25 protein-coding genes and 1 riboswitch are annotated in these 24,593 nt (G+C 71.7%); of the genes, 13 read left to right on the top strand and 12 right to left on the bottom strand.

The window, feature by feature from the left end:
* Positions 1 to 3 precede the first annotated feature (3 nt).
* On the top strand, positions 4 to 1,410 hold the full coding sequence (locus ACIBG7_RS42035; protein WP_397339927.1) for a sulfatase: 1,407 nt from the start codon (positions 4 to 6) through the stop codon (positions 1,408 to 1,410).
* Complete coding sequence (locus ACIBG7_RS42040) at positions 1,391 to 3,601, top strand: alpha-L-fucosidase (protein ID WP_397339928.1); 2,211 nt, start codon at positions 1,391 to 1,393, stop codon at positions 3,599 to 3,601. The genes ACIBG7_RS42035 and ACIBG7_RS42040 overlap by 20 nt, the downstream gene beginning before the upstream one ends.
* On the opposite strand, the gene ACIBG7_RS42045 is transcribed toward ACIBG7_RS42040, so the two are convergent.
* Positions 3,585 to 4,946, bottom strand: a complete 1,362-nt coding sequence (locus tag ACIBG7_RS42045) for a family 20 glycosylhydrolase (protein ID WP_397339929.1) — start codon at positions 4,944 to 4,946, stop codon at positions 3,585 to 3,587. The genes ACIBG7_RS42040 and ACIBG7_RS42045 overlap by 17 nt on opposite strands.
* Before the next feature lie 51 nt (positions 4,947 to 4,997).
* Between ACIBG7_RS42045 and ACIBG7_RS42050 the strand changes: the two genes are divergently transcribed.
* The gene (locus ACIBG7_RS42050; RefSeq protein WP_397339930.1) at positions 4,998 to 6,845 is read left to right on the top strand and encodes an ABC transporter ATP-binding protein; all 1,848 of its coding nucleotides are present in this window, start codon (positions 4,998 to 5,000) and stop codon (positions 6,843 to 6,845) included.
* A gap of 20 nt (positions 6,846 to 6,865) precedes the next feature.
* On the opposite strand, the gene ACIBG7_RS42055 is transcribed toward ACIBG7_RS42050, so the two are convergent.
* Both ACIBG7_RS42055 and ACIBG7_RS42060 read right to left on the bottom strand, forming a co-directional pair.
* Positions 6,866 to 7,447, bottom strand: a complete 582-nt coding sequence (locus ACIBG7_RS42055) for a TetR/AcrR family transcriptional regulator (RefSeq protein ID WP_357935065.1) — start codon at positions 7,445 to 7,447, stop codon at positions 6,866 to 6,868.
* Complete coding sequence (locus ACIBG7_RS42060; protein WP_357935062.1) at positions 7,447 to 8,835, bottom strand: MFS transporter; 1,389 nt, start codon at positions 8,833 to 8,835, stop codon at positions 7,447 to 7,449. Before ACIBG7_RS42060 ends, ACIBG7_RS42055 begins: the two co-directional genes overlap by 1 nt.
* A gap of 93 nt (positions 8,836 to 8,928) precedes the next feature.
* Here ACIBG7_RS42060 and ACIBG7_RS42065 point away from each other — a divergent pair, with 93 nt between their 5' ends.
* The 3 genes from ACIBG7_RS42065 to ACIBG7_RS42075 are packed head-to-tail and all read left to right on the top strand — an operon-like array spanning position 8,929 to position 10,659.
* A complete protein-coding gene (locus tag ACIBG7_RS42065; RefSeq protein WP_397339931.1) occupies positions 8,929 to 9,246 on the top strand; it encodes a nucleotide pyrophosphohydrolase in 318 nt (105 codons plus the stop codon).
* An 8-nt stretch (positions 9,247 to 9,254) separates the two neighbouring features.
* A complete protein-coding gene (locus ACIBG7_RS42070; protein ID WP_357935059.1) occupies positions 9,255 to 10,406 on the top strand; it encodes a lactate 2-monooxygenase in 1,152 nt (383 codons plus the stop codon).
* 49 nt (positions 10,407 to 10,455) lie between these two features.
* Positions 10,456 to 10,659 carry a DUF5302 domain-containing protein gene (locus tag ACIBG7_RS42075; RefSeq protein WP_357935057.1) on the top strand — a complete coding sequence of 68 codons (204 nt, stop codon included), beginning with the start codon at positions 10,456 to 10,458 and terminating at the stop codon, positions 10,657 to 10,659.
* Between the two features lie 115 nt (positions 10,660 to 10,774).
* Here the strand turns inward: ACIBG7_RS42075 and ACIBG7_RS42080 are convergent, their stop codons facing one another.
* Positions 10,775 to 11,725 carry an NADP-dependent oxidoreductase gene (locus tag ACIBG7_RS42080; RefSeq protein ID WP_397339932.1) on the bottom strand — a complete coding sequence of 317 codons (951 nt, stop codon included), beginning with the start codon at positions 11,723 to 11,725 and terminating at the stop codon, positions 10,775 to 10,777.
* 190 nt (positions 11,726 to 11,915) lie between these two features.
* A riboswitch (cyclic di-AMP (ydaO/yuaA leader) is annotated at positions 11,916 to 12,051 on the top strand.
* 190 nt (positions 12,052 to 12,241) lie between these two features.
* On the opposite strand from ACIBG7_RS42080, the gene ACIBG7_RS42085 reads away from it, so the two are divergent.
* Positions 12,242 to 13,063: a hypothetical protein gene (locus tag ACIBG7_RS42085; RefSeq protein WP_357935051.1), complete on the top strand. Its 822-nt coding sequence runs from the start codon at positions 12,242 to 12,244 to the stop codon at positions 13,061 to 13,063.
* Between the two features lie 165 nt (positions 13,064 to 13,228).
* Positions 13,229 to 14,092, top strand: coding sequence for an alpha/beta hydrolase (locus tag ACIBG7_RS42090; protein ID WP_357935048.1), 864 nt, complete (start codon positions 13,229 to 13,231; stop codon positions 14,090 to 14,092).
* Between the two features lie 55 nt (positions 14,093 to 14,147).
* Here ACIBG7_RS42090 and ACIBG7_RS42095 read toward each other — a convergent pair whose 3' ends face one another.
* The 5 genes from ACIBG7_RS42095 to ACIBG7_RS42115 form a co-directional block, all read right to left on the bottom strand.
* Positions 14,148 to 14,519: a hypothetical protein gene (locus tag ACIBG7_RS42095; protein WP_357935045.1), complete on the bottom strand. Its 372-nt coding sequence runs from the start codon at positions 14,517 to 14,519 to the stop codon at positions 14,148 to 14,150.
* Positions 14,519 to 14,899, bottom strand: coding sequence for a roadblock/LC7 domain-containing protein (locus ACIBG7_RS42100; RefSeq protein ID WP_357935042.1), 381 nt, complete (start codon positions 14,897 to 14,899; stop codon positions 14,519 to 14,521). The genes ACIBG7_RS42095 and ACIBG7_RS42100 overlap by 1 nt, the downstream gene beginning before the upstream one ends.
* 32 nt (positions 14,900 to 14,931) lie before the next feature.
* A complete protein-coding gene (locus ACIBG7_RS42105; RefSeq protein ID WP_357935039.1) occupies positions 14,932 to 15,702 on the bottom strand; it encodes a DUF4388 domain-containing protein in 771 nt (256 codons plus the stop codon).
* A gap of 3 nt (positions 15,703 to 15,705) precedes the next feature.
* On the bottom strand, positions 15,706 to 16,077 hold the full coding sequence (locus ACIBG7_RS42110; RefSeq protein WP_357935036.1) for a roadblock/LC7 domain-containing protein: 372 nt from the start codon (positions 16,075 to 16,077) through the stop codon (positions 15,706 to 15,708).
* A 145-nt stretch (positions 16,078 to 16,222) separates the two neighbouring features.
* Positions 16,223 to 17,422: a DUF4032 domain-containing protein gene (locus ACIBG7_RS42115; protein ID WP_357935033.1), complete on the bottom strand. Its 1,200-nt coding sequence runs from the start codon at positions 17,420 to 17,422 to the stop codon at positions 16,223 to 16,225.
* A gap of 22 nt (positions 17,423 to 17,444) precedes the next feature.
* On the opposite strand from ACIBG7_RS42115, the gene ACIBG7_RS42120 reads away from it, so the two are divergent.
* A complete protein-coding gene (locus ACIBG7_RS42120; protein ID WP_397339933.1) occupies positions 17,445 to 19,013 on the top strand; it encodes a DUF885 domain-containing protein in 1,569 nt (522 codons plus the stop codon).
* 205 nt (positions 19,014 to 19,218) lie between these two features.
* Here ACIBG7_RS42120 and ACIBG7_RS42125 read toward each other — a convergent pair whose 3' ends face one another.
* On the bottom strand, positions 19,219 to 20,070 hold the full coding sequence (locus tag ACIBG7_RS42125) for a DUF4352 domain-containing protein (RefSeq protein WP_397339934.1): 852 nt from the start codon (positions 20,068 to 20,070) through the stop codon (positions 19,219 to 19,221).
* A 535-nt stretch (positions 20,071 to 20,605) separates the two neighbouring features.
* On the opposite strand from ACIBG7_RS42125, the gene ACIBG7_RS42130 reads away from it, so the two are divergent.
* The 3 genes from ACIBG7_RS42130 to ACIBG7_RS42140 are packed head-to-tail and all read left to right on the top strand — an operon-like array spanning position 20,606 to position 22,598.
* Entirely contained in the window at positions 20,606 to 21,013 is a 408-nt protein-coding gene (locus tag ACIBG7_RS42130) for a hypothetical protein (RefSeq protein ID WP_397339935.1), read from the top strand.
* A gap of 47 nt (positions 21,014 to 21,060) precedes the next feature.
* The gene (locus ACIBG7_RS42135; protein ID WP_397339936.1) at positions 21,061 to 21,420 is read left to right on the top strand and encodes a hypothetical protein; all 360 of its coding nucleotides are present in this window, start codon (positions 21,061 to 21,063) and stop codon (positions 21,418 to 21,420) included.
* Complete coding sequence (locus ACIBG7_RS42140) at positions 21,417 to 22,598, top strand: serine hydrolase domain-containing protein (RefSeq protein ID WP_397339937.1); 1,182 nt, start codon at positions 21,417 to 21,419, stop codon at positions 22,596 to 22,598. Before ACIBG7_RS42135 ends, ACIBG7_RS42140 begins: the two co-directional genes overlap by 4 nt.
* 17 nt (positions 22,599 to 22,615) lie before the next feature.
* Here ACIBG7_RS42140 and ACIBG7_RS42145 read toward each other — a convergent pair whose 3' ends face one another.
* Positions 22,616 to 23,506: an NAD(P)-dependent oxidoreductase gene (locus tag ACIBG7_RS42145; protein ID WP_397339938.1), complete on the bottom strand. Its 891-nt coding sequence runs from the start codon at positions 23,504 to 23,506 to the stop codon at positions 22,616 to 22,618.
* 128 nt (positions 23,507 to 23,634) lie between these two features.
* On the opposite strand from ACIBG7_RS42145, the gene ACIBG7_RS42150 reads away from it, so the two are divergent.
* Positions 23,635 to 23,973, top strand: a complete 339-nt coding sequence (locus ACIBG7_RS42150) for a helix-turn-helix domain-containing protein (protein WP_357935015.1) — start codon at positions 23,635 to 23,637, stop codon at positions 23,971 to 23,973.
* Here ACIBG7_RS42150 and ACIBG7_RS42155 read toward each other — a convergent pair.
* On the bottom strand, positions 23,957 to 24,559 hold the full coding sequence (locus tag ACIBG7_RS42155) for a TetR/AcrR family transcriptional regulator (protein WP_397339939.1): 603 nt from the start codon (positions 24,557 to 24,559) through the stop codon (positions 23,957 to 23,959). The two genes, ACIBG7_RS42150 and ACIBG7_RS42155, sit on opposite strands and share 17 nt — an antisense overlap.
* Positions 24,560 to 24,593: the final 34 nt, after the last annotated feature.

Genomic DNA, 24,593 nt, shown 5'->3' on the forward strand with positions numbered 1-24,593 from the left:
CCCATGCGACCCAACATCGTCTTCATCATGGCCGACGACCACGCGGCCCACGCGGTGAGCGCCTACGGCAGCAAGATCAACCACACGCCGCACATCGACCGCATCGCCGAGGAGGGGGTGCGGCTGGACAACTGCTTCTGCACCAACTCGCTCTGCGCGCCGTCGCGGGCCTCGATCCTGACCGGGACCTACAACCACGTCAACGGGGTGCGCACGCTCTCCACCGAGTACGACTCCAGCCAGCCCGCCCTCCCGGAACTGCTGCGCGCGAGCGGCTACCAGACCGCGCTGGTCGGCAAGTGGCACCTCGGCCACGGCCCGGCGCACGACCCGCGCGGCTTCGACCACTGGACGGTGGTGCCGGACCAGGGCCGCTACCACAACCCGGTGTTCATCCGGATGGACGGCACGCAGCACACGGTGCCCGGCTACGCCACGAACGTCATCACCGACCTGTCGCTCGACTGGCTGGACCGGCGCGATCCGGAGCGGCCGTTCTTCCTGATGGTCCAGCACAAGGCGCCGCACCGGAACTGGGAGCCCGAGGCGCGCTACCTCGACCTGTTCGAGGGGCAGGACCTGCCGGTGCCGGAGACCTTCTTCGACCGCTACGAGGGCCGGGCCGAGGCGGCGCGGGCGGCGAAGATGCGGGTCGCCGAGCACCTGCGCATCGACGACCTCAAGAAGCTCCTGCCGCCCGGGCTGACCGAGGACGAGCAGGCGCTCTGGAAGTACCAGGTTTACATCAAGGACTACCTGCGCTGCGTGCAGAGCGTGGACGACAACGTCGGGCGGGTCCTCGACTATCTCGACGAGCACGGGCTGAGCGAGGACACCCTGGTCGTCTACACCTCCGACCAGGGCTTCTTCCTCGGCGACCACGGGTGGTACGACAAGCGCTTCATGTACGAGGAGTCGCTGCGCATGCCGTACGTCATGAGATATCCGCGCGAGATCCCGGCCGGCGGGACGAACGCGGACCTGGTGGTGAACGTGGACTTCGCGCAGACGCTGCTCGACTACGCCGGCGTCGAGCCCCATCCGCGCATGCAGGGCCGCTCCTTCCGCCCCCTGCTGCGCGGCGAGCGCCCGGCCGGCTGGCGCGAGTCGGTCTACTACCGCTACTGGGAGCACGACGACGGCATCCACCACGTCTGGGCCCACTACGGCGTGCGGACCGAACGGCACAAGCTCATCTACTACTACGCCGCCGGCCTGGGCATCCCGGGCGCCTCCGACCGGGTCTTCGAGCCCGAATGGGAGCTGTTCGACCTCGCCGAGGACCCCTGGGAGCTGCACAACCGCTACCACGACCCGGCCTACGCCGCCGTCCGCGCCGAGCTGGAGGCGGAGCTGGCCAGGATCCAGGCGGAGATCGGAGACACCCCGCATGTACGAGCCGACGCTTGAGTCGTTGCGGCGGCACGAGACGCCGCAGTGGTTCGAGGACGCCAAGCTGGGCGTGTTCCTGCACATGGGCCCCTACTCGGTGCCCGCGTGGGCGCCGGTCGAGGGCTGGCCGGCCGGCAGTGACTACGCCGAGTGGTACTGGAAGGAGCTCAACCGGCCCGGCAGCCCCACCCGCGAACGCCACCGCGAGGTGTACGGCGAGCACGTCGAGTACGACGACTTCCTGCACGCCTGGAAGGCCGAGCGCTTCGACCCGGTCGAGGTGCACGCGCTGATCGAGGCGGGCGGGGCGCGGTACTACGTCTTCGGCGCCAAGCACCACGACGGCGTGGCCCTGTGGGACAGCGCCGTCACCGACCGCACCAGCGTCCGGTACGGCCCGCGCCGCGACCTCGTCGCCGAGGTGGTCGCCGCCACCCCGCCGGGGATGCGGGTGGGCCTCTACTACTCGATCCCCGAGTGGTACCACCCGCGCATGCCGGCCATCGGCGGCGGCTGGTTCGGCGCGGGGCCGCCGCGCAACGCCTTCACCGGGGAGCCGGTGCCGTACACCGGGTACCGGCCGGTCGAGGACTACGTGCGCGACCACCAGCTCCCGCAGCTCCTGGAACTGGCCGACCGGTTCGATCCCGACCTGATGTGGGCCGACATCGGGCTGGGCGGGGTCAACGACTCGCACGCCTTCATGGCGCACTACTTCAACCGGCGGCCCGATGTGGCGGTCAACAACCGCTTCGGCAACGGCGTCTACGACTTCACCACGCCCGAGTACTCGGTCGAGCCGGTCATCCGGCCCGGCAAGTGGGAGGCCTGCCGCGGCGTCGGCCGCTCCTTCGGGCACAACGCCGCCGAGGGGCCCGAGCACCACCTGACCGGGGCGGAGCTGATCCGGCTGTTCGCCGACGTGGTCAGCAAGAACGGGAACCTGCTGCTCAACCTCGGTCCAGCAGCGGACGGAACCGTTCCCGAGCTCCAGCGCCGGCCGCTGCTGGAGCTCGGGGCGTGGCTCGCGGTGCACGGCGAGGCGATGTACGGCTCGGCCCCCTGGAGCCGGCCCGACGACCCGCTCGCCTCGGTCCCGGTGCGCTTCACCACGCAGCCGCACGCCTTCTACGTCACCACCCTCGGCGATCCGGCCGGTGAGCTCCGGCTGCGCGCGCCGGTGCCGGTCGAGACCGGTGAGCACGGGACGCGCACCGAGATCGTCCTGCTCGGGCACGGACCGGCCGGGTGGCGGCTCGACGGGGAGGAGCTCGTGGTGGAGGTGCCGTCTGGCCTGCCGCCCGCGCCCGCCCGGACCTTCCGGCTGGCCCGGCCCGGCTACGACCCGGTGAGCGCGATCCTCCTGGGGGTCACCGTCACCGCCGAGCCGGTGCGGCCGGGTGAGGCGGCGGAGGTCACCGTCACGCTGGCCAACCGGGGCGAGACGCACGCCCCGGCGGGCCGGCTCACCTGCGGGCCGGCCGACCTGGCCACGCCCGCGCTCGCGCCGCACACCCGGCACCGCCTCAGCCTCACCGTGCCCTTCGCGGACGTCGTGATCCGGGTGCAGGTCACCAGCGGGGCCGAGCGCTTCGGGGCGGCGACCGCGGTCGTCGAGCTGGGCGACAGCCTGCCGGTCCGCCTGCCGTACGACAACGTGGGGGCGGTCGCCGGACGGGAGACACAGGCCGGTCCCGAGGTGGCGCGGCACATGGAGCAGGACGCCGGGCCGGCCGGTGAGGCCGTGGCGGGGCAGCCGGGCTTCACCGGGACCGGCGGCACCTACCCCGCCGAGCTCCTCCCTCCCCCCGGGCCGTTCCACTCCCGGCGGGTGCGCTTCGAATGGCCGCGGCACGCACCGGGCCGGCCGGACAACCTGCTGGCCAGCGGCCCCGAGGTCGCCATCCCCGAAGGAGCCCGCCTGCACCTGCTCGCCTCCGCCTACGGCCGGTGGAAACCGGTCGAGGCCCGGCTGACCGTCCGGACCCGGAGCGGCGACCGCCACGAGCACACCCTGCTGGTCGGCGACTGGCGCAACCCGGCCGCCGACCCGATCGCCCTCCACCTGCCGTACGTCCACTCACCCCGCGGCGAGCGCGAGCCGGACGGCTTCGTCTACCACCACACCGTCCCGCTCCCACCCGGCGCGCGCTCCTTCACTCTCACCGGCGACAACGTGCACGTGTGGGCGGTCACCGTGGAGACCTGACACCCCACCACTCGACCTCGAGCCCCTCGGGCGCGTCCACCACCCGCAGCGCGGCGAACTCCCCGGACAGCGGCAGCTCGTTCCAGACCGGATACGGCTGGGCGGTCACCACCGCCAGGTCCTCCCACGGACCGCCCGGAGTCCTGGCCCCCTGGAAGCGGGTGCCGCGGACCGCGTCGAGCGCCTCGGCGACCGGCGCGCTCCACCGGCCCGCCTCGGTGCCGCCTTCCGGGACGCGCGGCCGGAACCGCACGCGGGTCACCCGGCCCGCGCCGAGCCGTACCTCACCGGGCACCCGGTCGAGCTCGGTCAGGAAGGCGTCGGCGTCGGGATAGGCGGGCGGGCCGCAGAAGCGCGCGCCGAGCACCTCCAGCGGCCGGCGCAGGTAGGACTCGAAGTAGGCGTCGGGCTCCTGCTCGGCCCAGTCCGCCCAGACGCAGAGCTGGTAGCCGAGCGGACCGGGCGCGGGCCGCCAGTCCTCGTAGAGCCGGCGCGGGTCGGCCGCCACGTACGGCTTGCCCGCCAGGTTCCCCGGCGCGGTGCGCGGGGTGACGTAGTGCGTGGCCGACGGGCTGGCGATCACCTCGTAGCCGTGCCGGAGGAACCAGGCCAGCCGCTCCTCGTCGGTGTCCCAGGCGACGATCCGGATGTCGCGGTCGGGCCAGAGGTGGAAGTCGCCGCCGGAGGCGCGCTCCCACCAGTTCCACATCTCCGGCCGCCGCCCGCGCGAGCGGACCACGCCGGCCAGCTCGTTCATGAACGCCACCAGCGCGTCGCCCGCGGTGTAGGCCGGGTCGAGGCTGCGGGCGTGGTCGTTGAGCGCGGCGCACGCCGACAGGCCCGGTTCGATCGGCCACTCGTCGCCGCCCAGGTGCACCGCGGGCGTCTCCAGCGCGTCGGTGAAGGCGGCGAGCAGTCCCTTGATCCAGTCGCGGTTGGCCTCGCGGGTGATGTCCATGGTCCAGCCGTCGGTGGGGGAGCCGTGCCAGTAGGCGCCGTCGTTGAAGTGCTCGGCGCCGGGTCCGGTGAAGCGCAGCTCGGGGTGGTAGCGGATGATCGCGGTGGCGTGCGCGGGCAGGTCGATCTCCGGCACCACCTCCACCCCGTGCCCGGCGGCCAGCCGGACCAGGTCGTTGATCTCCTCCGGGGTGTAGCTCCGCTCGGCGGCCAGGCCCTCGTAGTCGGGCAGGCGCAGCCGGAAGGCGTTCCACTCGGTGAGGTGGAGCTGGAGCCGGTTGTAGCCCAGCGCGGCGATGCGCGGAATGAAGGCGCGCAGGTAGTCGAGCTCCCAGTAGCGGCGGCCGAGGTCGAGCATCACACCGCGCACGGCGAGTGGATCATTCATGCTGCGCAGTATCCCCTTTATGGGGACATGTCCACGTGACACGCTCAAGCGGTGAACGATCCCCCGGCCGCGGCAGGCCCTCCGGAGGAGGAGCGGCCGTTCACCATCGACGACCTCATGCGCCAGGACGGCACCCCGCGCGACTGGCGGGACCTGCCCCGCCTGCTGGCCGCCTCCTTCCGCCTGGCCCGCCGGGCCGCCCCCAGGGAACTGCTGTGGGCATCCGGGCTGCAGGTCTTCAACGGCGTCGCGGTGGCCGCGCAGCTCCTGGTCGGCCGCGAGCTGCTGGAGGTGCTGTTCGGGCCCGGCGCCAGCCTGCCCGCGCTGCTGCCCTGGCTGGCCGCCCTGGTCGCGGTCGGCGCGCTGCAACGCTTCGCCGCCATCGCCGAGCAGGAACAGAACGAGCTGCTGCGCGAGCTGGTCAACCAGCACACCCAGAGCCGGATCCTGGGCGTGACCGCCAAGGTGGACCTGGCCGAGTTCGAGGGGCACGAGTTCTACAACCGCCTCCAGCGCGCCACCATGGGCTCGGGCATGCGCACCATGCAGATGGTGCAGGGCCTGTTCATGCTCGCCCGCGCGGTGACCGCCGCGGCCGGCGGGCTGGCCGTGCTCTTCGTGCTCCAGCCGCTGCTCATCCCGCTGCTGCTGCTCACCGCGGTGCCGCTGTGGCTGGTGACCAAGCTGAACAGCCAGGCCACCTTCAGGTTCTTCGTCGGCATGACGCCGCTGGAGCGGGCCCGGCAGTACCTCGCCCACCTGCTCACCGACCGCGGCACGGCCAAGGAGGTGCGGGCCTTCGGCCTGGCCGGCTACCTGCGCGACAAGCACGCCGGGCTGAGCGCCGAGCGGGTGCGCGAGCTGCGCGAGATGACGCGGAAGGTGATGCTGCGCTCGCTGGCCGGAGCGGTCGGCTCCGCGCTGGTGGTCGGGGCGGCCTTCGCCGCGCTCGCCTGGCTGCATCTCAGCGGGCGGCTCGACCTGCCCTCCGCCGGGGCGGCCGTCGCGGCGATGATCCAGCTCGCCGGGACCACCGCCCAGCTCGGCGTCGGCACGGCGCAGCTCTACGAGGCGTCGCTGTTCGTCCGCGACTACGAGGAGTTCCTGCGGCTCGGCGCCGGGCGGGAGGCGCCGGCCGAGTCCGAGACGCTGCCGCCCTTCACCGAGCTGCGGGCCGAGGGGGTCACCTTCGCCTACCCGGGCTCCGCCGTACCCGCGCTGCGCGAGGTGGACCTGACCGTCCGCGCTGGCGAGGTGACCGCGCTGGTCGGGGAGAACGGCTCGGGCAAGACCACGCTGGCCAAGCTGCTGGCCCAGCTCTACCGCCCGGACACGGGCCGGATCACCTGGGACGGCCACGACACCGCCCGCTCACCGCAGCACGAGCAGATCACCGTCATCTTCCAGGACTTCGTGCAGTACCACCTGACCGCCCGCGAGAACATCGCCCTGGGCCGCCACCGGCAGGCCGCCGACGACGAGGCGGTACGGCAGGCGGCCCACCAGGCCGACGCGGGCTTCCTGGAGAAGCTGCGCGACGGCTACGAGACGATGCTCGGCCGGGAGTTCATGGGCGGGGTGGACCTGTCGATCGGCCAGTGGCAGCGCGTCGCGCTGGCCAGGGCCTTCTTCCGCCAGGCGCCGTTCATCGTGCTGGACGAGCCCACCGCGGCCCTCGACGCCCGCGCCGAGCACGAGCTGTTCGTGCGGATCAAGGAGCTGTTCGCCGGGCGGACGGTGCTGCTCATCTCGCACCGCTTCTCGACCGTCCGCTCGGCCGACCACATCTACGTGCTGCACGAGGGGCGGATCGTGGAGCACGGCGGCCACGCGGAGCTGATGGCACTGGGCGGACGCTACGCCGAGCTCTTCACCCTCCAAGCCGCCTCCTATACGTGAGCGTCTTCCGGGCCCGCCTCCTACACGTGACCGAGGCGGCGGATCAGGGTGCCGGCCGCCTCGATGACCTCCATCGCCTCCGCCCGCGTCTCGCACATGGCCACCTCCCGCCCCGCCTCGCCCATCGCGCTGGTGAACATGCCGACCTTGAGCCGCTCGAAGGCGCCGCCCCCGGCCCGCAGCAGCACCGAGTTCTGCCGCAGCCAGTCGCGCCCCCGGCCGCGCCGCAGCGCCTCGAAACCGGGCGGCCCTCCGCCGTCGGAGAAGAGCCGGACCAGGTCGCGCCGCTCCCAGCAGCCTTCGAGGAAGGCCCGCGCACCGGCGGCGAACAGCTCGATCGGCTCGGTGCACCCGGCCGCCTTGGCGGCGGCCACGGCCGAGGCGGAGGCCTGCTCGTGGGCGTTCTGGTGCTCCTCGTACAGCGCCAGGAAGAGCTCGCCCTTGTTGCCGAAGTGGTGGTAGAGGCTGCCGGTGCTGCATCCGGAGCGGCGCACCACCTCGGCGATGCTGGCGTCGGCGAAGCCGTACCGGGTGAAGACCTCGCGGGCCGCGTCGAGGATGCTCCGGCGGGTCTCCGCGGTACGGCTCCACTGCCAGGACATCACTCGATCGTAGCCGCGCGGGCGCTGTCCAGGACGCGTTGCGCGTCACGGTCGAAGAACCCGCGCGCCAGCAGGCAGAGCAGCCCGCCCAGGACCATCGGGATCACCAGCACGAACATGGCGGTGAGCAGCGAGCCGCTGCGGTCGGAGGCGATGCCGACCACCAGCGGGCCGACCGCCGCGCCGGCGGTGGTGAACAGTTGCAGCACCGCGAAGGCCAGGCCGCGCGAGTCGGCTCCGACCACGTCGGCGATGGCGGCGGTCATGTTCGGGATGGCGGTGGCCGACAGGATGGTGAAGACGAGCACCATCACGATCAGCGCCAGGTAGCTGTCCATCATCAGGGCCAGCGCCTGGACCACCGCGCCGAGGGTGATGCCGAGCCCGCCGACCAGCAGCCGGCCGCCCTTGCGGGTGCCGTGCGCGCGGCGGCCCATCCAGGCGCCGAGCAGGGTGCCGATCAGCACGCCGACCACGCTGATCAGGCCGGCCACCGAGCTGGCCTCGCCGAGCGGGACCTTGAAGGCGCGGAAGATGTAGGTGGGCATCCAGTAGGCGATGCCGGCCAGGCCGACGGTGAGCACGCCGATGCCGACCGAGACCAGGGTCAGCGTGGGGATCCGCAGCATCGCCTTGACCTGCCCGGCGAACTTGATCCGCCCGGCCAGCCGGTCGGACAGGCCCTCGGTGGGGCGCGGCCCGACGGCGGTCTCGGGGACCGGCACCGGCTCCTTGCCGCCGAGGGCGATCACCCGGTCGAGGAAGCCGCGCGCGGGCTCGCGCAGCCACCACACCAGCAGGGCGGTCAGCACGCCGGGGATGGCCATGATCATGAAGCCGGTGCGCCAGCCGAGCCCGGCGGCGAGCACGCCGCCCAGCGCGGTGCCGAGGCCGCCGAGGTAGGTGGTCACCCGCACCAGCCCGTAGGCCTTGGGCCGGTTGGTGGGCGGGTAGTAGTCGGCCAGCAGGCTGCCCGAGGCCGGGTTGTCGATGTTCTCGGCGGCGGCGAGCACCGTGCGCATCAGGAAGAAGATCGCGAAGCCGGTGGCCAGGCCGGAGCCGAGCGTGGCCAGGCCCCAGACGAAGACCACGACGGCGATGATCCGGGTGCGGTTGTAGCGGTCGGCCAGCCAGCCGGCCGGCAGCGCCACGACCGCCGCGGCCAGCGCCGCCGCGGTCGGGATCGAGCCGAGCTGGGTGTCGCTCAGGCCCCATTCCGCCTTGAGCAGCGGCAGCATGCCGGACAGGAGATTGGCCTCGACCCGGTCGACCAGACCGACGATGAACAGGACGATCAGCGGGGCCCAGCCGTACGGTGCCGGGTCCATCGCGCTGATTCCGGCGCGTGGCGGCGTCCCCAGCCGCCCGCGATCCGCTGCAACGACCATCGTGTGCTCCCTTGCGCTAGAACCTTTTTCTAAAATTTGGTTCTAGTGGGGGAGAGTGCCACAGATCACACCGCACCGGTAGTCTCCGAAGCTGTGAAAGAGCTGACCGAGCGGGTCAGGCGGTTCGCCGACGAGCGTGACTGGCACCGTTACCACACGCCCAAGAACCTGGCGATGGCCCTGGCCGGCGAGGTCGGCGAGCTGCTGGCCGAGCTCCAGTGGCTGACCCCCGACGAGGCCGCCACCGTCATGGACGACCCGGACGCCGCCGCGCGGCTGCGTTCGGAGCTCGCCGACGTGCAGATCTACCTCGTACGGCTGGCCGATGTCCTCGGCGTCGACCTGATCGAGGCCTCGCACGCCAAGATCGACGTCAACGAGGGCCGCTTCCCGCCGGATCCGCCTGATTGAATGCGCCCATGGCGCAGAATTTCGGTGATCACCAGCTCGGCATCTACCTGTCCGGGATGCTGGAGGCCAAGACCCCCGCCCTCACGACCGACCTGGCCGCCCTGGAGGAGCACGCCCGCCACGCGCTCAGCCCCGAGGCGCTCGGCTACATCGTCCCCAGCGCCGGCAGCGGCGCCACCGCCCGCGCCAACCGCGAGGCCTTCGACCGCTACCGGATCGTGCCGCGGATGCTGCGCGGCGTCGAGCGCGAGCGCGACCTGTCGGTGGAGATCCTCGGCACCCGGATGCCCGCGCCGGTCATGATCGCCCCGATGGGCGTGCAGACCCTCGCGCACCCCGAAGGCGAACTGGCCACCGTGCGCGCCGCCGCCGCGCTCGGCCTGCCGTACATCCACTCGACCATGGCCGCGCACTCCTTCGAGCAGGTGGCCGAGGCGGGTGGCGACGCGCCCCGCTGGTACCAGCTCTACTGGCCGGCCGACGAGGACCTCTGCCGGAGCTTCCTGGCGCGGGCCAAGGCGGCCGGGTGCACCGGGCTGGTCGTCACCCTCGACACCGGGCTGCTCGGCTGGCGGCCGGCCGACCTCGACCGGGGCTACCTGCCCTTCCTCAGCGGCGCCGGGCTGGCCAACTACCTCACCGACCCGACCTTCGCCGGCGTGGACAACCCGGTGCTGCGCTGGGCGGGCCTGTTCGGCAACCCGGGGCTGACCTGGGCCGACCTGCCGTTCCTGCGCACGCACTGGGACGGCCCGATCCTGCTCAAGGGCATCGTCTCGGCCGAGGACGCGCTGCTGGCCGCCGAGCACGGCGTGGACGGCGTGGTGGTCTCCAACCACGGCGGCCGGCAGGTGGACGGCGGCATCGCCGCCCTGGACGCGCTCCCGCGGATCGCCGAGGCGGTGGGGGAGCGGCTGACCGTGCTCTTCGACTCCGGCATCCGCACCGGCGCCGACGCGGTCAAGGCGCTCGCGCTCGGCGCGCGGGCCGTGCTCGTCGGCCGCCCGGTGCTGTACGGCCTGGCCCTCGGCGGCCAGGAGGGCGTGGAACACGTGCTGCGCTGCCTGCTGGGCGAGCTGGACATCACCCTCGCGTTGTCCGGCCACTCCGGTCCCGGCGACCTCGCGGGCCTGGTGACCGGCGGCCCGATGTCGCACTGACTGGGCGCTCGTGGGAAACTTCGGATGTCCCCTACACCAGGAGGTCCTCATGACTGATTCCCAGGCTGAGCCCGAGTCGAGCTCTGACTCGCCGGAAGATGAGATGAAGCGCAAGTTCCGCGAGGCGCTGGAGGCCAAGCGTAACCAGCACGCCAGCGCGGAGGCCGGTGGCAGGGGCAAGGATCCGTCCAAGATCCATGGCGCCCATGGCCCGGCCGCCAACAAGCGTTCGTTCCGGCGCAAGAGCGGTTGATGCGCCCGGACCGAAGGGGTGTGGCCCTGGCCACACCCCTTCGTCATGTCCGGGCGACTTCGCTCGCCCTCGCTGCCCGCCGGGCTCGGGCGACTTTGCTCACACTTTCCGTTGGTCATGTCCCGGCTATTTTGATCACGGTCTTGCCCCTGGCCAGCCCCGCCCGGTTGCGGGCCACGGCCTCCGCCGCCTGGTCGAGCGGCACCTCCACGTCGACCCGCACCCGGTAGCGCTCGGCGTCCAGCAGGTCGGCCAGCGTCTCCAGCAGCACCACGCTCGCGCTGTTCTGGAAGTTGACCGCGTGCACCTCCCGCTCGGCCAGCGCGTCCACGTCCGCCACGCCCTGGGTGGTCAGCGCCATGCCACCGGGACGCAGCAGATCGGTGGCCGCCTCGAAGCCGCCCGCGTCCTGCACCAGGTCGAAGAGCACGTCCAGGCCCTCCGGATGCAACGCCCGCACCTGGTCCGCCACGGGTGAGGCGGTGTGGTCGATCACCTCGTCGGCCCCCAGCTCACGCACCAGCGGAGCCAGGTCCGCGGTCGCGGTGGCCACGACCCTGGCCCCCTGCGCGTCGGCGAACTGGACCACGCCCTGCCCGACGCCGCCGGTCGCGCCGACGACGAGCACCGTCTGCCCTGCGTCCACCCGCGCTTCTTTAACCAGGTTGTAGGCGGTCATCGAGGCCGTCGGCACCGCCGCCGCCTGGCTCAGCGTGAGCCCCCTGGGCGCCCTGGCCACCGAGCCGGCCTTGGCGACGGCGAACTCGGCGAAGGAGCCGCCCCCGGTGGACAGGCTCATGAACTGTCCGTAGACCTCCTCGCCCGGACGCAGCTCGGTGACGCCCTCCCCGACCGCCTCGATCACGCCCGCGCCGTCGTTGCCCATGACGAGCGGGAAGGCGTGCGGGACCACGTCCTTCAGCAGCCCGTCGGTGACCTTCCAGTCGAAGGGATTCAGCCCGGCGGCGTACATCCGCACCAGGACCTGCCCTGGTCCAGGCGTCGGAACGGGCACTTCCATGACCTCAGGACGCTCGCCGAATCGGGTGATAGCCACCGCTTTCATGATTCCTCCTCAATGATCGCATTTGAGGGGGATGAAACCCATGTAATCGAAGGCGTTCCGGCCACTCGGGAGGCGGGGTGGACCTGGAGTTTCGTGGGCATCCAAGGTAGATCTTCTGCCCTAATCATGGGTTTAGTTTTGCTTTTGCCCGTTTCTTGGCCTAATGTCCATTGAGTCAGGAGCCCGCTCAGCAGGGCAGACGCCGAATCCCGCGCCGCGCGGGAACCGGGGACCCACTTATCTGGGGTGAATCCGACGCATCGTCGGTAGGGCATCTCCACGCCCGAACCCGTCAGCTAACCCGGTAGGCGAGATGGAGAGGACAACCGCCAGTGCAGCACCGTGACAGATTCTCCGGCCGCGCCGTATCGGCACTCGGGTACTGATACCCCACCGCAACACCAACTGATCTTTTCGCGCCTCGCGTAGCGACCGTCGGCATCCCCTTATTGCCCGGCTACGCCCTTCATTGATCAGGCGCTGCCCCTGTCTCCGCACGAAGGACTTTCGCTTTTCATGACCGCCCGTTTTGGCATGCGCGCTTTCACCCTGCTCTCTTCCGGTGCGCTGGCCGGCCTCATGGCCATGACCGTCCCCGCCCACGCCGACTCCGTGCAGCTCACTCCGGTGGCCAAGCAGGAGCAGAAGCAGATCCTGCTCAAGGGCACCACCACCGCGTCCTACTACTGGGACGACTCCTCCGGCCGCAACGGCGACACCGGCCTGCCGGCCAGCGGCAAGCCCATGCAGAAGGGCATGGCCGCGAGCCCGAGCTGGCCCCTGTTCACCGAGGGCTACGTCGTCTACAAGGGCAAGAAGGCCCCGTTCTTCGTCGGCGACCGCGGTCCCGGCAACCCGTCCAACCGCGGCATCATGCTCGACCTGGACGCCAAGACCTTCGCCTACCTGCTGGGCGGCACCTTCAACGACAGCTCGCTCTCGGTCGAGGGCGTCGGCGGCGAGGGCCACGCCAAGGTGCAGTACGTCATCACCAAGTGGGGCGACGGCGTCGGCAAGAAGAACCACCCGGTCGCCTTCTCCACCGGCGCGTGGGGCCGCAAGGACAGCAACCCGGCCAAGCCCATCCCGCTGGTGAAGAAGACCGAGCCGAAGAAGGACCAGGAGCCCGAGGGCCAGGAGCCCGTCGTGGCCGCCGCCGCGGTCCCGGCCGAGCAGCCGGCCAAGGAGGCCACCTCCGCGGACCTGAAGACCATGGCGGTCAAGGAAGACGCCAACGGCAACAACTGGGGCGGCGTCCTGCTCGTCGGCGGCCTGGCCGTGCTCGGCGGCGGCGCGTACCTCGGTCGCGACCGCGTGCGCAAGCTCGTCCGCCAGTAGACCTTCCTCGAACCCCCCTCCTGAAGAGGCCCGGCACCGTGATCCCCCTCACGGCACCGGGCCTCTTCCTTTTCCTGCATGTGTGAGGGGTCTCTTCACGGCGGCCCTCCCTCCTCGCGGTGGGGTCCCTTTACGGCGGGCTACCAGAATGTCATTCTGTTCCCCGTGACCACGACCGTACCCGCGAACGGCATCGAGATCGCCTACGAGAGCTTCGGCTCCCCCGAGGGCCGCCCGCTCCTGCTCATCATGGGCCTGGGCGCCCAGATGATCCTCTGGGACGACGAGTTCTGCGCCCTGCTGGCCGACCGCGGCCACCACGTGGTGCGCTACGACAACCGCGACGTCGGCCTGTCGACTCACCTGCACGAGGCCGGCCCGCCCGACCTGGCCGCCGCGCTCTCCGGAGCCCCGTTCCAGCCCGCCTACCTGCTGTCCGACCTCGCCGACGACGCCGCCGCGCTGATGGACGCCCTGGGCTGGCCCGCCGCGCACGTGGCCGGCGCCTCGATGGGCGGCATGATCGCCCAGGAACTGGCCCTCTCGCACCCCTCCCGGGTGCTCAGCCTCACCTCGATCATGTCCACCCCGGGCAAGGCCGGTCCACCCACTCCCGAGGCCAGCGCCGCCCTGCTGTCGCCGCCCGCCCGCACCCGCGAGGAGGCGATCGCCGGAGCCCTGACGGCCTGGAAGGTCCTGGGCTCGCCGGGCTTCGGGCTGGACGCCGAACGCATCGCCCGCCGCGCCGGCCTCAGCTTCGACCGCGGCCACGACCCGGCCGGCGTCAGCCGCCAGCTCGCCGCCATCCTCGCCTCGGGCGACCGTACCGAACGGCTGGCCAAGCTCGACGTGCCCACCCTGGTCCTGCACGGCGAGCAGGATCCGCTGATCCAGCTCGCCGGGGGCCAGGCGACCGCCGAGGCCATCCCCGGCGCCCGCCTGGTCACTTTTCCCGGCATGGGGCACGATCTGCCCCGGCCGCTCTGGGAGCGGATCGTCACTGAGATCACCCGGCTCACCGCCGCCTAGAGCGGGGGTCGCGGCGGTGCCGCCCGCGGGCCGGGCGGCTCCGCCGTACGGGCGCTCAGACCTCGAGTTTCTCCTCGATGCCCCGCAACTGGTGCCGCGCGAGCGCCAGGTTGGCGCGGTTGCGGTCCAGCGCGAGGTAGAGGAACAGGCCCTTGCCGCCGCGGCCGGTCATCGGCCGGATGATGTGGTAATGCGTGCCGAGCGTGATGAGGATGTCCTCGATGTGGTCCTTCAGGCCCAGCGTGTCGATCGTCCGCATCTTGGCCTTGACGACCTCGGTGTTGCCCGCCGCCGCCACCTGCAGGTCGAGCTCCTTGGAGCCGCCCAGCACGCCGAGGGCCATGCCGCTGCCGTAGTCGACCACCGCCGCGCCGAGCGCGCCGTCGATGGCCATCATCTCCTTGAGGGAGACGTCCATGCCTGCCATCACTTACCTCCAGATCGTGATGCGATGGCGGCCAGTTTCGCCGCCGCTTTCCGGCCCTCCAGCCGCAGCAGACCGAGGTTGGCCCCCGGATCGGCGACGACTGCGAGGACGATCGTGGGGCCCGCCGCGTAGAACGCGGCGTAGCCGGCGCTCCCGGAGACCAGCGTCTCCTCCAGGGCGCCCTTGCCGACGAGGGTGGTCATCCGCCGGCTGAGGGCCAGCAGCGCCGAGGAGAGCGCCGCGGTCTGCTCGGCGCCGTCCCACTCGGGCTCGCAGGCGATGGTCATGCCGTCGACCGTGCACGCGATGCTCCCGGTGACGTCCGGCGTGCGCTCGCGGAGCAGGATCATCTCCTTGAGCACCTCCTCTTGCAGCTCCATGGACGGCCTCCTCCTTCTGCGGGTGAGGATCCTCACGCCAGCTCCTCCAACGCCTTCCTGAGCCGCAGGAGCACGTCGAGGTCGGTCGGCTCGTACGGCTGCGCCGGTTCGGCGGGCAGTTCGGTCTTGATCCGCCGCGGCAACGACGGCCGTTCGGCCACCGGCGCCACCCGCACCAGCAGCCCCGCGGCCGCCAGTTGCCGTACGGCCAGCAGCACCGTGTAGGCCGGGCGCCCGAGCCGCCGGGCCAGATCGAGCGGGGTCGCCTCGCGATCGGCCTGCACGAGGAGCTCCCACTGCAGGGAGGTGAGCACGACACGATCCCCTGGCAGGCGCCGCACGGGCACCACCGGGACGTTGTCCAGCTCCGTCGAGGACCAGGCCCGCTCCAACTCCGCCCTCCTCCGGCCGCACTCGCGCACGAGCCCGGCCACCTCGAAATACCATTGCGGTCCCAGCCAGTGCCGTTCGCCGGGCACGAACCGGGGACGCGCGCTCCTGGCCGGCAGCAGGAAGAAGGCGGCGTCCATCGTGCTGATCAGCGCGCAGTACTGCAGTTCGGCCCGGGTGAGCAGGCCCTGCTCGACCAGCGAGGCGGCCCCGTCCTTGTGGGCGCGGCGCAACGCGTTCTCGGTGACCCGGCCGTCGGCGGTGAGCACGTCCTCCAGCCGGGTCGAGGCGGAGCACTCGATGTAGGTCACCCGGCCGTCGCTGAGGAAGACCGTGCCGAGCCGGCCGACCCGTAACGCGCCGGTGGCGCGTTCGAGGGCCAGTCCGGACAGGAGGCTGTCGAGCGCGGGCACGGGCTACATGTCCAGCCGCGAGGAGATCGAGTGCAGCAGGTGCCGGGCCAGGGCGAGGTTGGATCGCTCCAGGTCAAGGTGGACATAGATGACCAGAGGCCCGTCGAAGCGGGTCTCCAGCGGGCGGAAGAGGTGGTAGCCGCGGTCGCTCACCACGATCATGTCCTCGATCCGGACCGTGCCGCCGGAGGAGGTCTGGGCTATGCCGTCCGTCATCACGCGCAGCGTCTCGCTCAGCGCGGCGGCGGAGTATTCGGGGTCGGTGCCTGATCCGCCGGCGGCCACGGCCATGCCGCTGTTGTGATCGAGAACGAGCGCGTCGATGGCACCCGGGATGGCCATCACCTCGGAGAGGCAGTCGTCTAGTCCAAGCACCGGGTCAGCGTAGGAGCGCTCGGCGTGATCGCGAGGCGGCCCGGCGGCCCGTCATGTCCCGGGGGAGAGGGTTTCTAGCCCCGGATGCCAAGAATGACCAACCAGTTGCTATCTATGTTGATAAATCGTCTTTTTGGGACGGGAGTTATTCCTCGGGCAGCAGGGCCTTTTCGTCGGGCTTGTGGACCAGCACGTTGGCCACGTACGACTTGACGGCGGCGTCGAGTCCGACGTCCGCGCCCGCCTCCTCCGACAGGTACCACCGATGGTCGAGCACCTCGTGGAAGAGCTGCGCGTGGTCGAGCTTGCGGCGCAGCTCGTCGGGGACCGCGGTGATGGCCGGCTGGAAGATCTCCGCCAGCCAGCGGTGCGCCACGACCGCCTCGTCCTCGTGCCGCAGCCCCTTGGCCACCCGGAAGCCGTCCAGGTCGTTGAGCAGCCGGCGGGCCTGGTTCTCCTCGGTGTCCAGGCCGGTCAGGCGCAGCAGGCGGCGCTGGTGGTGCCCGGCGTCGACCACCTTCGGCCGCACGATCAGCCGGCCGGTTCCGACCTTGCGGCGGACCATCATCTCGGCCACGTCGAAACCGAGCAGGTTGAGGCGGCGGATGCGCTGCTCCACCTTGTGCCAGTCCACCTCCTCGATGATCTCGTCGGAGGTGAGCTCGGCCCACAGCCGGTGGTAGCGGTTGACGATGTCCTCGGCCGTCTCCAGCGGGTCCACGTCCTTGTGCAGCAGGCCGCCCGCCTCCAGGTCGGACATCTCGCCGAAGATGTTGAGGTGCGCGATCTCGATGTCGTGCAGGCGCTGGCCCTCGCTGATCATCGGGTGCTCCTCGCCGGTCTCGGCGTCGACCAGGTAGGCGGCGAACGCCCCGGCGTCGCGGCGGAAGAGCGTGTTCGACAGCGAGCAGTCGCCCCAGTAGAAGCCGACCAGGTGCAGCCGGACCAGCAGCACCGCGAGTGCGTCGAGCAGCCTGGTGAGCGTGTCGGGACGCAACGTCCCCGACATCACCGCGCGGTAGGGGAGCGAGAACTGCAGGTGGCGCGTGATCAGCGCCGCGTCCAGACCCTCGTCGCGGCCGGTCACGTACGCCACCGGCTCCACCGCCGGGGCGTCCAGCCGGGCCAGGTCCCACAGCAGGCCGTACTCGCGCTTGGCGTACCGCTCGCTGATCTCCTTGATCGCGTAGACCTTGCCGCCCACGCGCGCGAACCGCACCACGTGCCGGGAGATGCCGCGGGGGAGATCCACCAGGTGGTGCTCCGGCCACTCGGCGAGCGGCAGGTGCCACGGGAGGCGGATCAGGTCGGGTTCGCCCAGCGCGCCGGTGATCTGGAGTGCCATCGCACCAGGATATGGTGCAAATGTGGACGAGTTTCTCACCTGGTACTTCGCACATAATCCGATCTCCGCGACCCTGCTCGGCGCGCCCGGCCACGAGCACACGCTGGGAGACTTCTCGGCCGCCGGACTCGAGGCCTACGAACGGGAACAGGCCTCCTGGCTCGCCCGGCTCTCCGCCGTCGAAGGCGGCAGCCTCGACGACCGGATCGACCGCGGGCTCGTCATGTCCCACCTGCGCGGCGAACTCGCCCTCGCCGACTGGCCCTGGTGGCGGCGCGACCCCACCGGCTACCTCGGCGCGATCTTCTCCTCCCTCTTCGTGCCGTTCCAGCGGGCCCTGTCGGAGGAGTCCGCCCTGGTCGCCGCCGCCATCTCGCAGCTCGCCGAAGTGCCAGGGGTGCTGGACGCCTGCCGTACCAACCTGGACCCCGACCTGACCGCCGACCTCATGGTCCAGCGCGCCCTCGGCCAGGCCCGTACGGCCCGCGGCCTGCTCACCCGCACCATCCCCGGCATGGTCCGCGACGAGAACCTCCGCGCCCGCCTGGCCGAAGCCGCCGAACCGGCCGCCGCCGCCTTCGACGACTTCGTCACCTTCCTCGAAGGCTTCCGCGCCGGCGGCTCCTGGCGCATGGGCGAGAAGCTCTACTCCACCCTGCTGCGCGAGCGCGAGATGCTCTCGTACGGCGCGGCCGAACTCCACGCCCGCGGCATCGAGCAGTGGAACCTCCTCGACGCCCAGATGACCGAGGTCTCCCGGCGCCTCGGCACCTCCGACGGCTGGCGGGCCGCGCTCGAGACCCTCATGGACGACCACCCGCCCACCCTCGAAGCCATGCGCGCCGAGTACGACGCCGAGACCCAGCGGGCCCGCGAGTTCGTCCGCTCCCGCGACCTGGTCACCTTCCCCGAGGGCGAGGAGTGCGTCGTCCTGCCCTCGGCCGAGTACAACCGGCCCATCCTCGCCGTCGCGCACTACATCGCCCCGCCGCCGCTCAGCTCCTCCCGGACCGGGTACTTCTTCGTGCCCTACACCCCGGACACCTTCACCCCCGAGCAGGTCCGCCAGCGGCTGCGCAGCAACCACCGCGCCGGCATGCCCGACATCGCCGTCCACGAGGCCTACCCCGGGCACCACTGGCACCTGTCCTACATGGCCGGCAACCCCCGTACCGTGCGCAAGGTCTTCCGCACGCCGTACTTCACCGAGGGCTGGGGCCTGTACGTCGAGAAGATGGTCCATGAGCAGGGCTACTTCGACACGCCCGCCACGGAACTCGCCTTCCTCGACGGCCGCATCTTCCGCGCCGCGCGCATCGTCGTGGACACCGCCCTGCACTGCGAGGACATGTCCATCGAGGAGGCCGAGACCTTCATGGCCACCAAGTCGGCGCTCTCGCCCGAGACCGCCCGCGGCGAGGTCAACCGCTACTGCGCCTGGCCCACCCAGGCGCCCTCCTACCTCACCGGGGCACTGGAGATCGACCGGATCCGGGAGTCGTTCAAGGGCAGCCTGAAGGAGTTCCACGACCGGATCGCCGGGTCCGGGGGGCTTCCTCTCGGGCTGGCGGAGCTTGCTGCCCTGGGGTAACTGCGCGGTCCTCGCGCTCGCGCGCTCGGGCTGTGCTTGTGGGGGAGCCGAGCTCCCCCACACCCCCTTGCCGGGGTCTCCCGAGTGTTGGGCGGCGTCGAGAGGTTCCCCGGAAGGCTGAGCATCGGGGATTCGGTGACCTTTCCTCCTGGGCCGGCGAGCGGGCTCGTCGGGCTGACCCGGGCCGATCCCGTGTCCTAGGCCGCTAGTTCAGCAGCCACTCGCCCCGCTGAGGGGCCAGGCCGCTGTCCAGGCCCAGTTGGAACTTCGCCAGGCGGACGCCGTCCGGGACCTCGAAGACGAGGGCGCCTCGGCGGGTGTCGGTGCCGGTCATGGAGACGAGGCCGCCGAAGCCCTGGGCCTCGCGGACGGTGGCGAAGGTGGAGCGGTACTGGCGGCCCTCGGTGTCGATGAGGGTCGATCCTATGGAGGGGGAGTCGCGGTAGGCGGCCTGGCCGGCGTTGGTCAGGGTCACCTCGACGGCCACGAACCGGTTGCCGGCGCTCGGTTTCATGAACAGGTTGTCGGGGGTGGCTGGGTCGAAGACCTTGACGACCTGGACCTCCACCTTGAGGGCGGGGTCGAGGCCCTCCAGGGTGAGTGGCCGGCCCACCGGGACCGCGGACGGCTGCTCGTCGGCGGGCTCCGGCTCTGGCTCCCCTCGGCTGGTTTGCGGGGCCGCCTGTTGGTCGACGGGTGGGGGCTGGGCTCCGGTGGTGACCGCTGGGCCGGCGGTCAGGGCGGCGGACGGCTCGATCCGCTCGCGGGCGGGGATGGCGGCGTCGTCGCCGACGGAGAACACCAGCGCCGTGCAGCCGCCCAGCAGGACCAGGGGCAACCCGATGGCGAGGATCAGAATCAGCGGCAGGTTGCTCCGGCGCGGCGGAGGTGGCGGCGGGGGTGGGAGAGCGGGCTGCTGGTAGCCGTAGGGGGAGGTGCCGGGCTGCGGCCCGTAGTGGGGCAGGTGGGCGGCGGGCTGGGGTGGGTACCCGGGCGGCTGGTGGGGGCCGGTGGGCTGCTGGCCGTAGGGGTCGTGCGGGGGGTGGGGGTAGCCCATGGTGTTCTCCTCGACACGGCTGGGACTGGTGGGACGCCCGGTTCGAGGAGGCGGTTTACGGCGTGCGGGTGTCCACATCCGGACAGTAACGGCCGGCCGTTCATCTGGTCACGCTTCCCCTAGACGGGGACGGGGGCAGCAGGCCGTGGAGCTGAGGGTCATCAGACGCTGGAACGGACCCGGCTGACGTCTCGCTTCTGGCGTTAAGTCAGCGCTTAACGCGGTGTCGCGCGATCCGGCCTTGCCGCTGCTGTGCCGTACCGGCCCGGCCTGCCGGCCTCGGCGCCGGAGGAGGCTCGCCGGTCGGTGGCCGCCGCGGTGGCCGACCCGTCGCTGGCGGCGGTCGCCCGGGAGCCGCGACTCCGGCCGCCCGGCAGCAGCCGGTCCCGGCCGCAACCCACTGAAAGACGGCCCACCGGCTCGGCGGGCGGGCCGGTGTCAGGGCCCGCGTCAGGCCGGCGACGGTCCCGTATCAGCGCAGCCCGCGATCGTAGACCCATCGAAGTTCACCACCGGAAAACAGGAGCTCACCACCATGTCCCTCTCCCTCACCACCCAGGACAAGCTGACCCTCCGCACCGCCGCCTACGGCGCCGTCTCGCTGCTGGCGGCCGCCGACGCCGCCGGTGCGCCGCACAAGTCCGCCACCGCCGGCTCGCTCGCCCTGTACGCGGCGACCGGCCCGGTCGGGCACGTGCTGGCCGAGAAGAAGCCGGGCGTGCAGCTCGAAGGCAAGACCGTGGCCGCGATGGCCGACCACGTCCTGCCCGCCCTGACCGCCTCCATGGCCCTGCTCACCGCGCAGGACCCGGCCGCGGCCGGCGACTTCCGGCACACCGTCCTGCTCGCCGTGGACGCCGCGGCCCGCGCTCACCGGGGCGAGCCCAGCCCGACCGCGGCCGAGATGACCCGCAAGATCACCGCTGCCCTCGACGCCGCCTAGTTCACCGAGGCCGAAGCGCGGGTCCGGATGGAGGTGGCCGCCTCCGGGTGAAGGTCGGCATCGTCCAGCCGGGCGGCTGCTGGACCGACCTCCGCACCGGCATGACCACGACCACCCCGGCGGAGCCGTACGGCCCGCTGCGGGCCGAGCCGGCCGCGCAGTGGGCCGGGGGCTCGATCGACAGCGACCCCCCGCCGGCTGCGAAGGCGCTGCTGGAGCTGGTCGACAGCCCCGAGCCGCCGCTGCTGCTCGGCAGCATGGTCTACGACCTGGCCTTCGACCGCTCCCGCCGCCGGAGGGAGGTCTGGGCGGGCTGGGAGGAGACCAGCCGGGCCGCCGAGCACGCCATCCCCAGGCATCGCCGACTGACCGATTTCCCACATCCACCGAAAGGCGAGGAACCATGAGCACCCAGTCCCCCCGAGCGGCGAAGGCCCTGCGCCGGTCGGCCGTCGCCGTCCTGACCGCCGCGCTGGTGGCCGGCCCGGCCGCCACCGGCGCGAGCGCCGCCACGCCGGACCGTCCTGAGTTGCGTACGGCCATGCAGGCGTTCATCGACGCCGGCTTCACCGGCGTGCAGCTCCGCGTGCGTGACGAGGACGGTGAGTGGACGAGCAGCGCCGGGGTGCGCAAGCTCGGCCAGGCCGCCAAGCCGCCGACCAACGGGAGCTTCTGGACGGGCAGCGTCGTCAAGCCCTTCACCGCGACCCTGGTGCTGCAACTGGCGGCCGAGGGGAAGCTCCGGCTGGACGACCCGGTGGCCGACCACCTGCCTGGCTACGGCTTCGACCGGCGGATCACCGTGCGGATGTTGTTGCAGCACACCAGCGGGTTGTTCAACTACACCGGCGAGTTCACCGCCGACGGCACCCTTGAGCCGGGCATCATCGCCAACGGCGACGAATGGCTGCCGATCCGCTTCCGCGACTACCGTCCTGAAGAGCTGGTACGGCTGGCCCTGTCCAAGCCCGCCCGCTTCGAGCCGGGCGCCGGCCAGAGCTACTCCAACACCAACTACACCGTCGCCCTGCTGCTGGTCGAGCAGGTCACCGGCCGCCCCTACGCCGAGGAGATGCACCGCAGGATCCTGCGGCCGCTCCGGATGACGGGCACGGTCGTCCCCGGAACCCGCTCGCAGCTCCCCGGGCCGCACGCCCACGGCTACTACCGCTACCAGGACGCCACCGGCAAGTGGACGACGGTCGACATCTCCCGGCAGAACCCCTCGTTGCTGGCCGGCGCCGGGGACCTGATCTCGACCACGCGCGACCTCCAGACGTTCTTCTCCGCGCTCAACAGCGGCCGGCTGCTGCCCGCCGGCCTGCTGGCCGAGATGCGGCAGCCGTACGGCCCGCTCAAGTACGGCCTCGGCGTCTTCGCCACGGACCTGGGCCCGGGCTGCGGCACCGTCTACGAGCACAAGGGCAGCCCGCCCCACGGCTACGGGGCGCTGATGTACAGCTCGCCCGATGGCGCCAGGACGGTGACCGGCTCGGTGACCTGGGTGGACGAGGCCACGCGTGGCCCGGCGAAGGACTTCCAGAAGCTGGTCGACAACCTCGTCCGAGAGGTCTTCTGCGACTGACCGGCGGGCCGGGGGCGTCAGGCCGCCCGGCCCGGCTCGCGCAGGACCTCGGCCAGCGCCGCGATGCTGTGCTCGCCGTGTCCCGCCTCCTCGGCCCGCCGGAGCAGGTCGTACAGGGGAGCGAGCCACGCGGCGTCGACGCCGGTCTCCTCGGCCAGCTCCTGGTCGTGCGCGGCGCCGGCGAGGAAGAGGCCGACCGAGGAGGCCGCGGCGGAGTAGTCGCCGCGGTCGATCTCGTCGGCGTACACCGGCAGCAATGACTTGATCATGTCCAGCCACTTGCCGGAGAAGCGCACCATCGACGCGGCCGTCAGCCCGCGCGACCTTAGCGCCGCGGCGCCCTGGAAGAAGCCGACCAGCGCGGGCAGCAGCGTGGCGCCGACGGCCATCTCGTAGAGCGCGGCCAGGTCGGGCTCGTCGCCGAGATGGACGGTGTCGCCGCCGAGCACCGCCAGCGTGCGCTCGTGCTCGGCGAAGACCGCGTGCTCGCCGCTGTAGTAGAGCAACGTGTCGGGCGCGCCGACCGCGGACGGGACGTTCTTGACCGCCCCCGCCAGGAACCGCGCCCCCTGCTTCTCGGCCCACGCGGCCGTCTCGCGGGCGCCGGCGGGGGAGCCGCTGTTCAGCGTGACCAGGTCCCGGCCGCGCAACGCGGCGGCGGCCGGGGCCAGGACCTGCCGCGTGTCGTCGAACGTGGTCAGCACGGTGACGATCAACGGGCTCGCGGACACCGCCTCCTCGACGCTCACCGCCCGGACCGCGCCCTTGGCCACCAGCGCGTCCGCCTTGTGCGCTGTCCGGTTCCACACGGTGGTCGGATGGCCCGCCGCCAGGAAGGCCTCGGCCAGCGCCGCCCCCATCGAGCCCAGCCCGATCACGGTCACCGGCGTGCGGGATTGGTCAGCCATGTTCTGCTCCAGTCGCAGGATCTCATCAGGGTCGAGGCCTCGTGCGATCCATGCTGCTCGCCTTGCTGGTGGAACAGCAAGTACCGACTATTTTCTCAGGTACTGACCATTTTGTTAGTGTGACAAGCATGACGAACCGGTCGTTCACCTGCGGCCTCGACGCCGCCATCGCCGTCATGGGCGGCAAATGGAAGGGCCTCATCCTCTTCGCCCTGCACGAGGGCCCCGTCCGCTTCGGCGAGCTCAGGCGCGCGGTCCCCGGGATCAGCGAGCGGGTGCTCATCCTGCAACTGCGCGAGATGGAGGCCAGCGGCCTCGTGCACCGCGAGGTCTACCACCAGGTCCCGCCGAAGGTGGAGTACTCCCTCACCGACTTCGGCCAGTCACTCAACACCGCCCTGGGCCCGCTGGGCGAATGGGGCGAGCAGCACATGGAACGGATCGAGTCGGTCACGCTCGGGCGCTGAGCCGTACGGTGGCCAGGAAGTTCTCCGCCAGGTCGCGCTGACGGTCGGGTGGGAAGGACGCCGGGTCGAAGAGGGCCTGCACCACCAGGCCGTGGGTGAAGGACAGGACGGTGGCGGCCAGGGCGGCGGGGTCGGCGGTGGCGGGCAGCTCGCCGAGGCGTCGCGCGTCCTCGACGGCGGTGCCCAGGTCGGCGCGGATGCGCTCGTAGCGGGCGGTCTGGGCGGCGTAGAGGGCGGGGTCGGCCAGCGCCATGTCCCAGGAGCAGACCCACACCCGGTTGATCGTCACGCCCTCCGGGGTGAGCGGCAGCATGTTGAGCACCTGCGCGCGCAGCGTGGCCAGGCCCGGGGAGGGGTACGGCAGGCGGGGCCGGGCCTGGGTGCGGGCTTCGAGGATGTCCAGGGCGTGGGCGACGAGCGCCTGCTTGCCGCTGAAGTAGTGCGTGACCAGCCCGGTCGAGGCGCCCATCGCGGAGGCGACGGCCCGCAGGGTGAGGCCGGCGAAGCCGTGCTCGGCGAGCACCTGCCAGACGGCCTCGGAGACGTCGTGCCGGCGGGCGTCGTGATCGGTGCGGGCGGGGCTCATGGCCTGTTAGCGTACATACCGAACGTTTGTTATG

Origin of the sequence: Nonomuraea sp. NPDC050328, from assembly GCF_044459405.1 — a bacterium.
In the GTDB taxonomy this organism is placed as follows: domain Bacteria; phylum Actinomycetota; class Actinomycetes; order Streptosporangiales; family Streptosporangiaceae; genus Nonomuraea.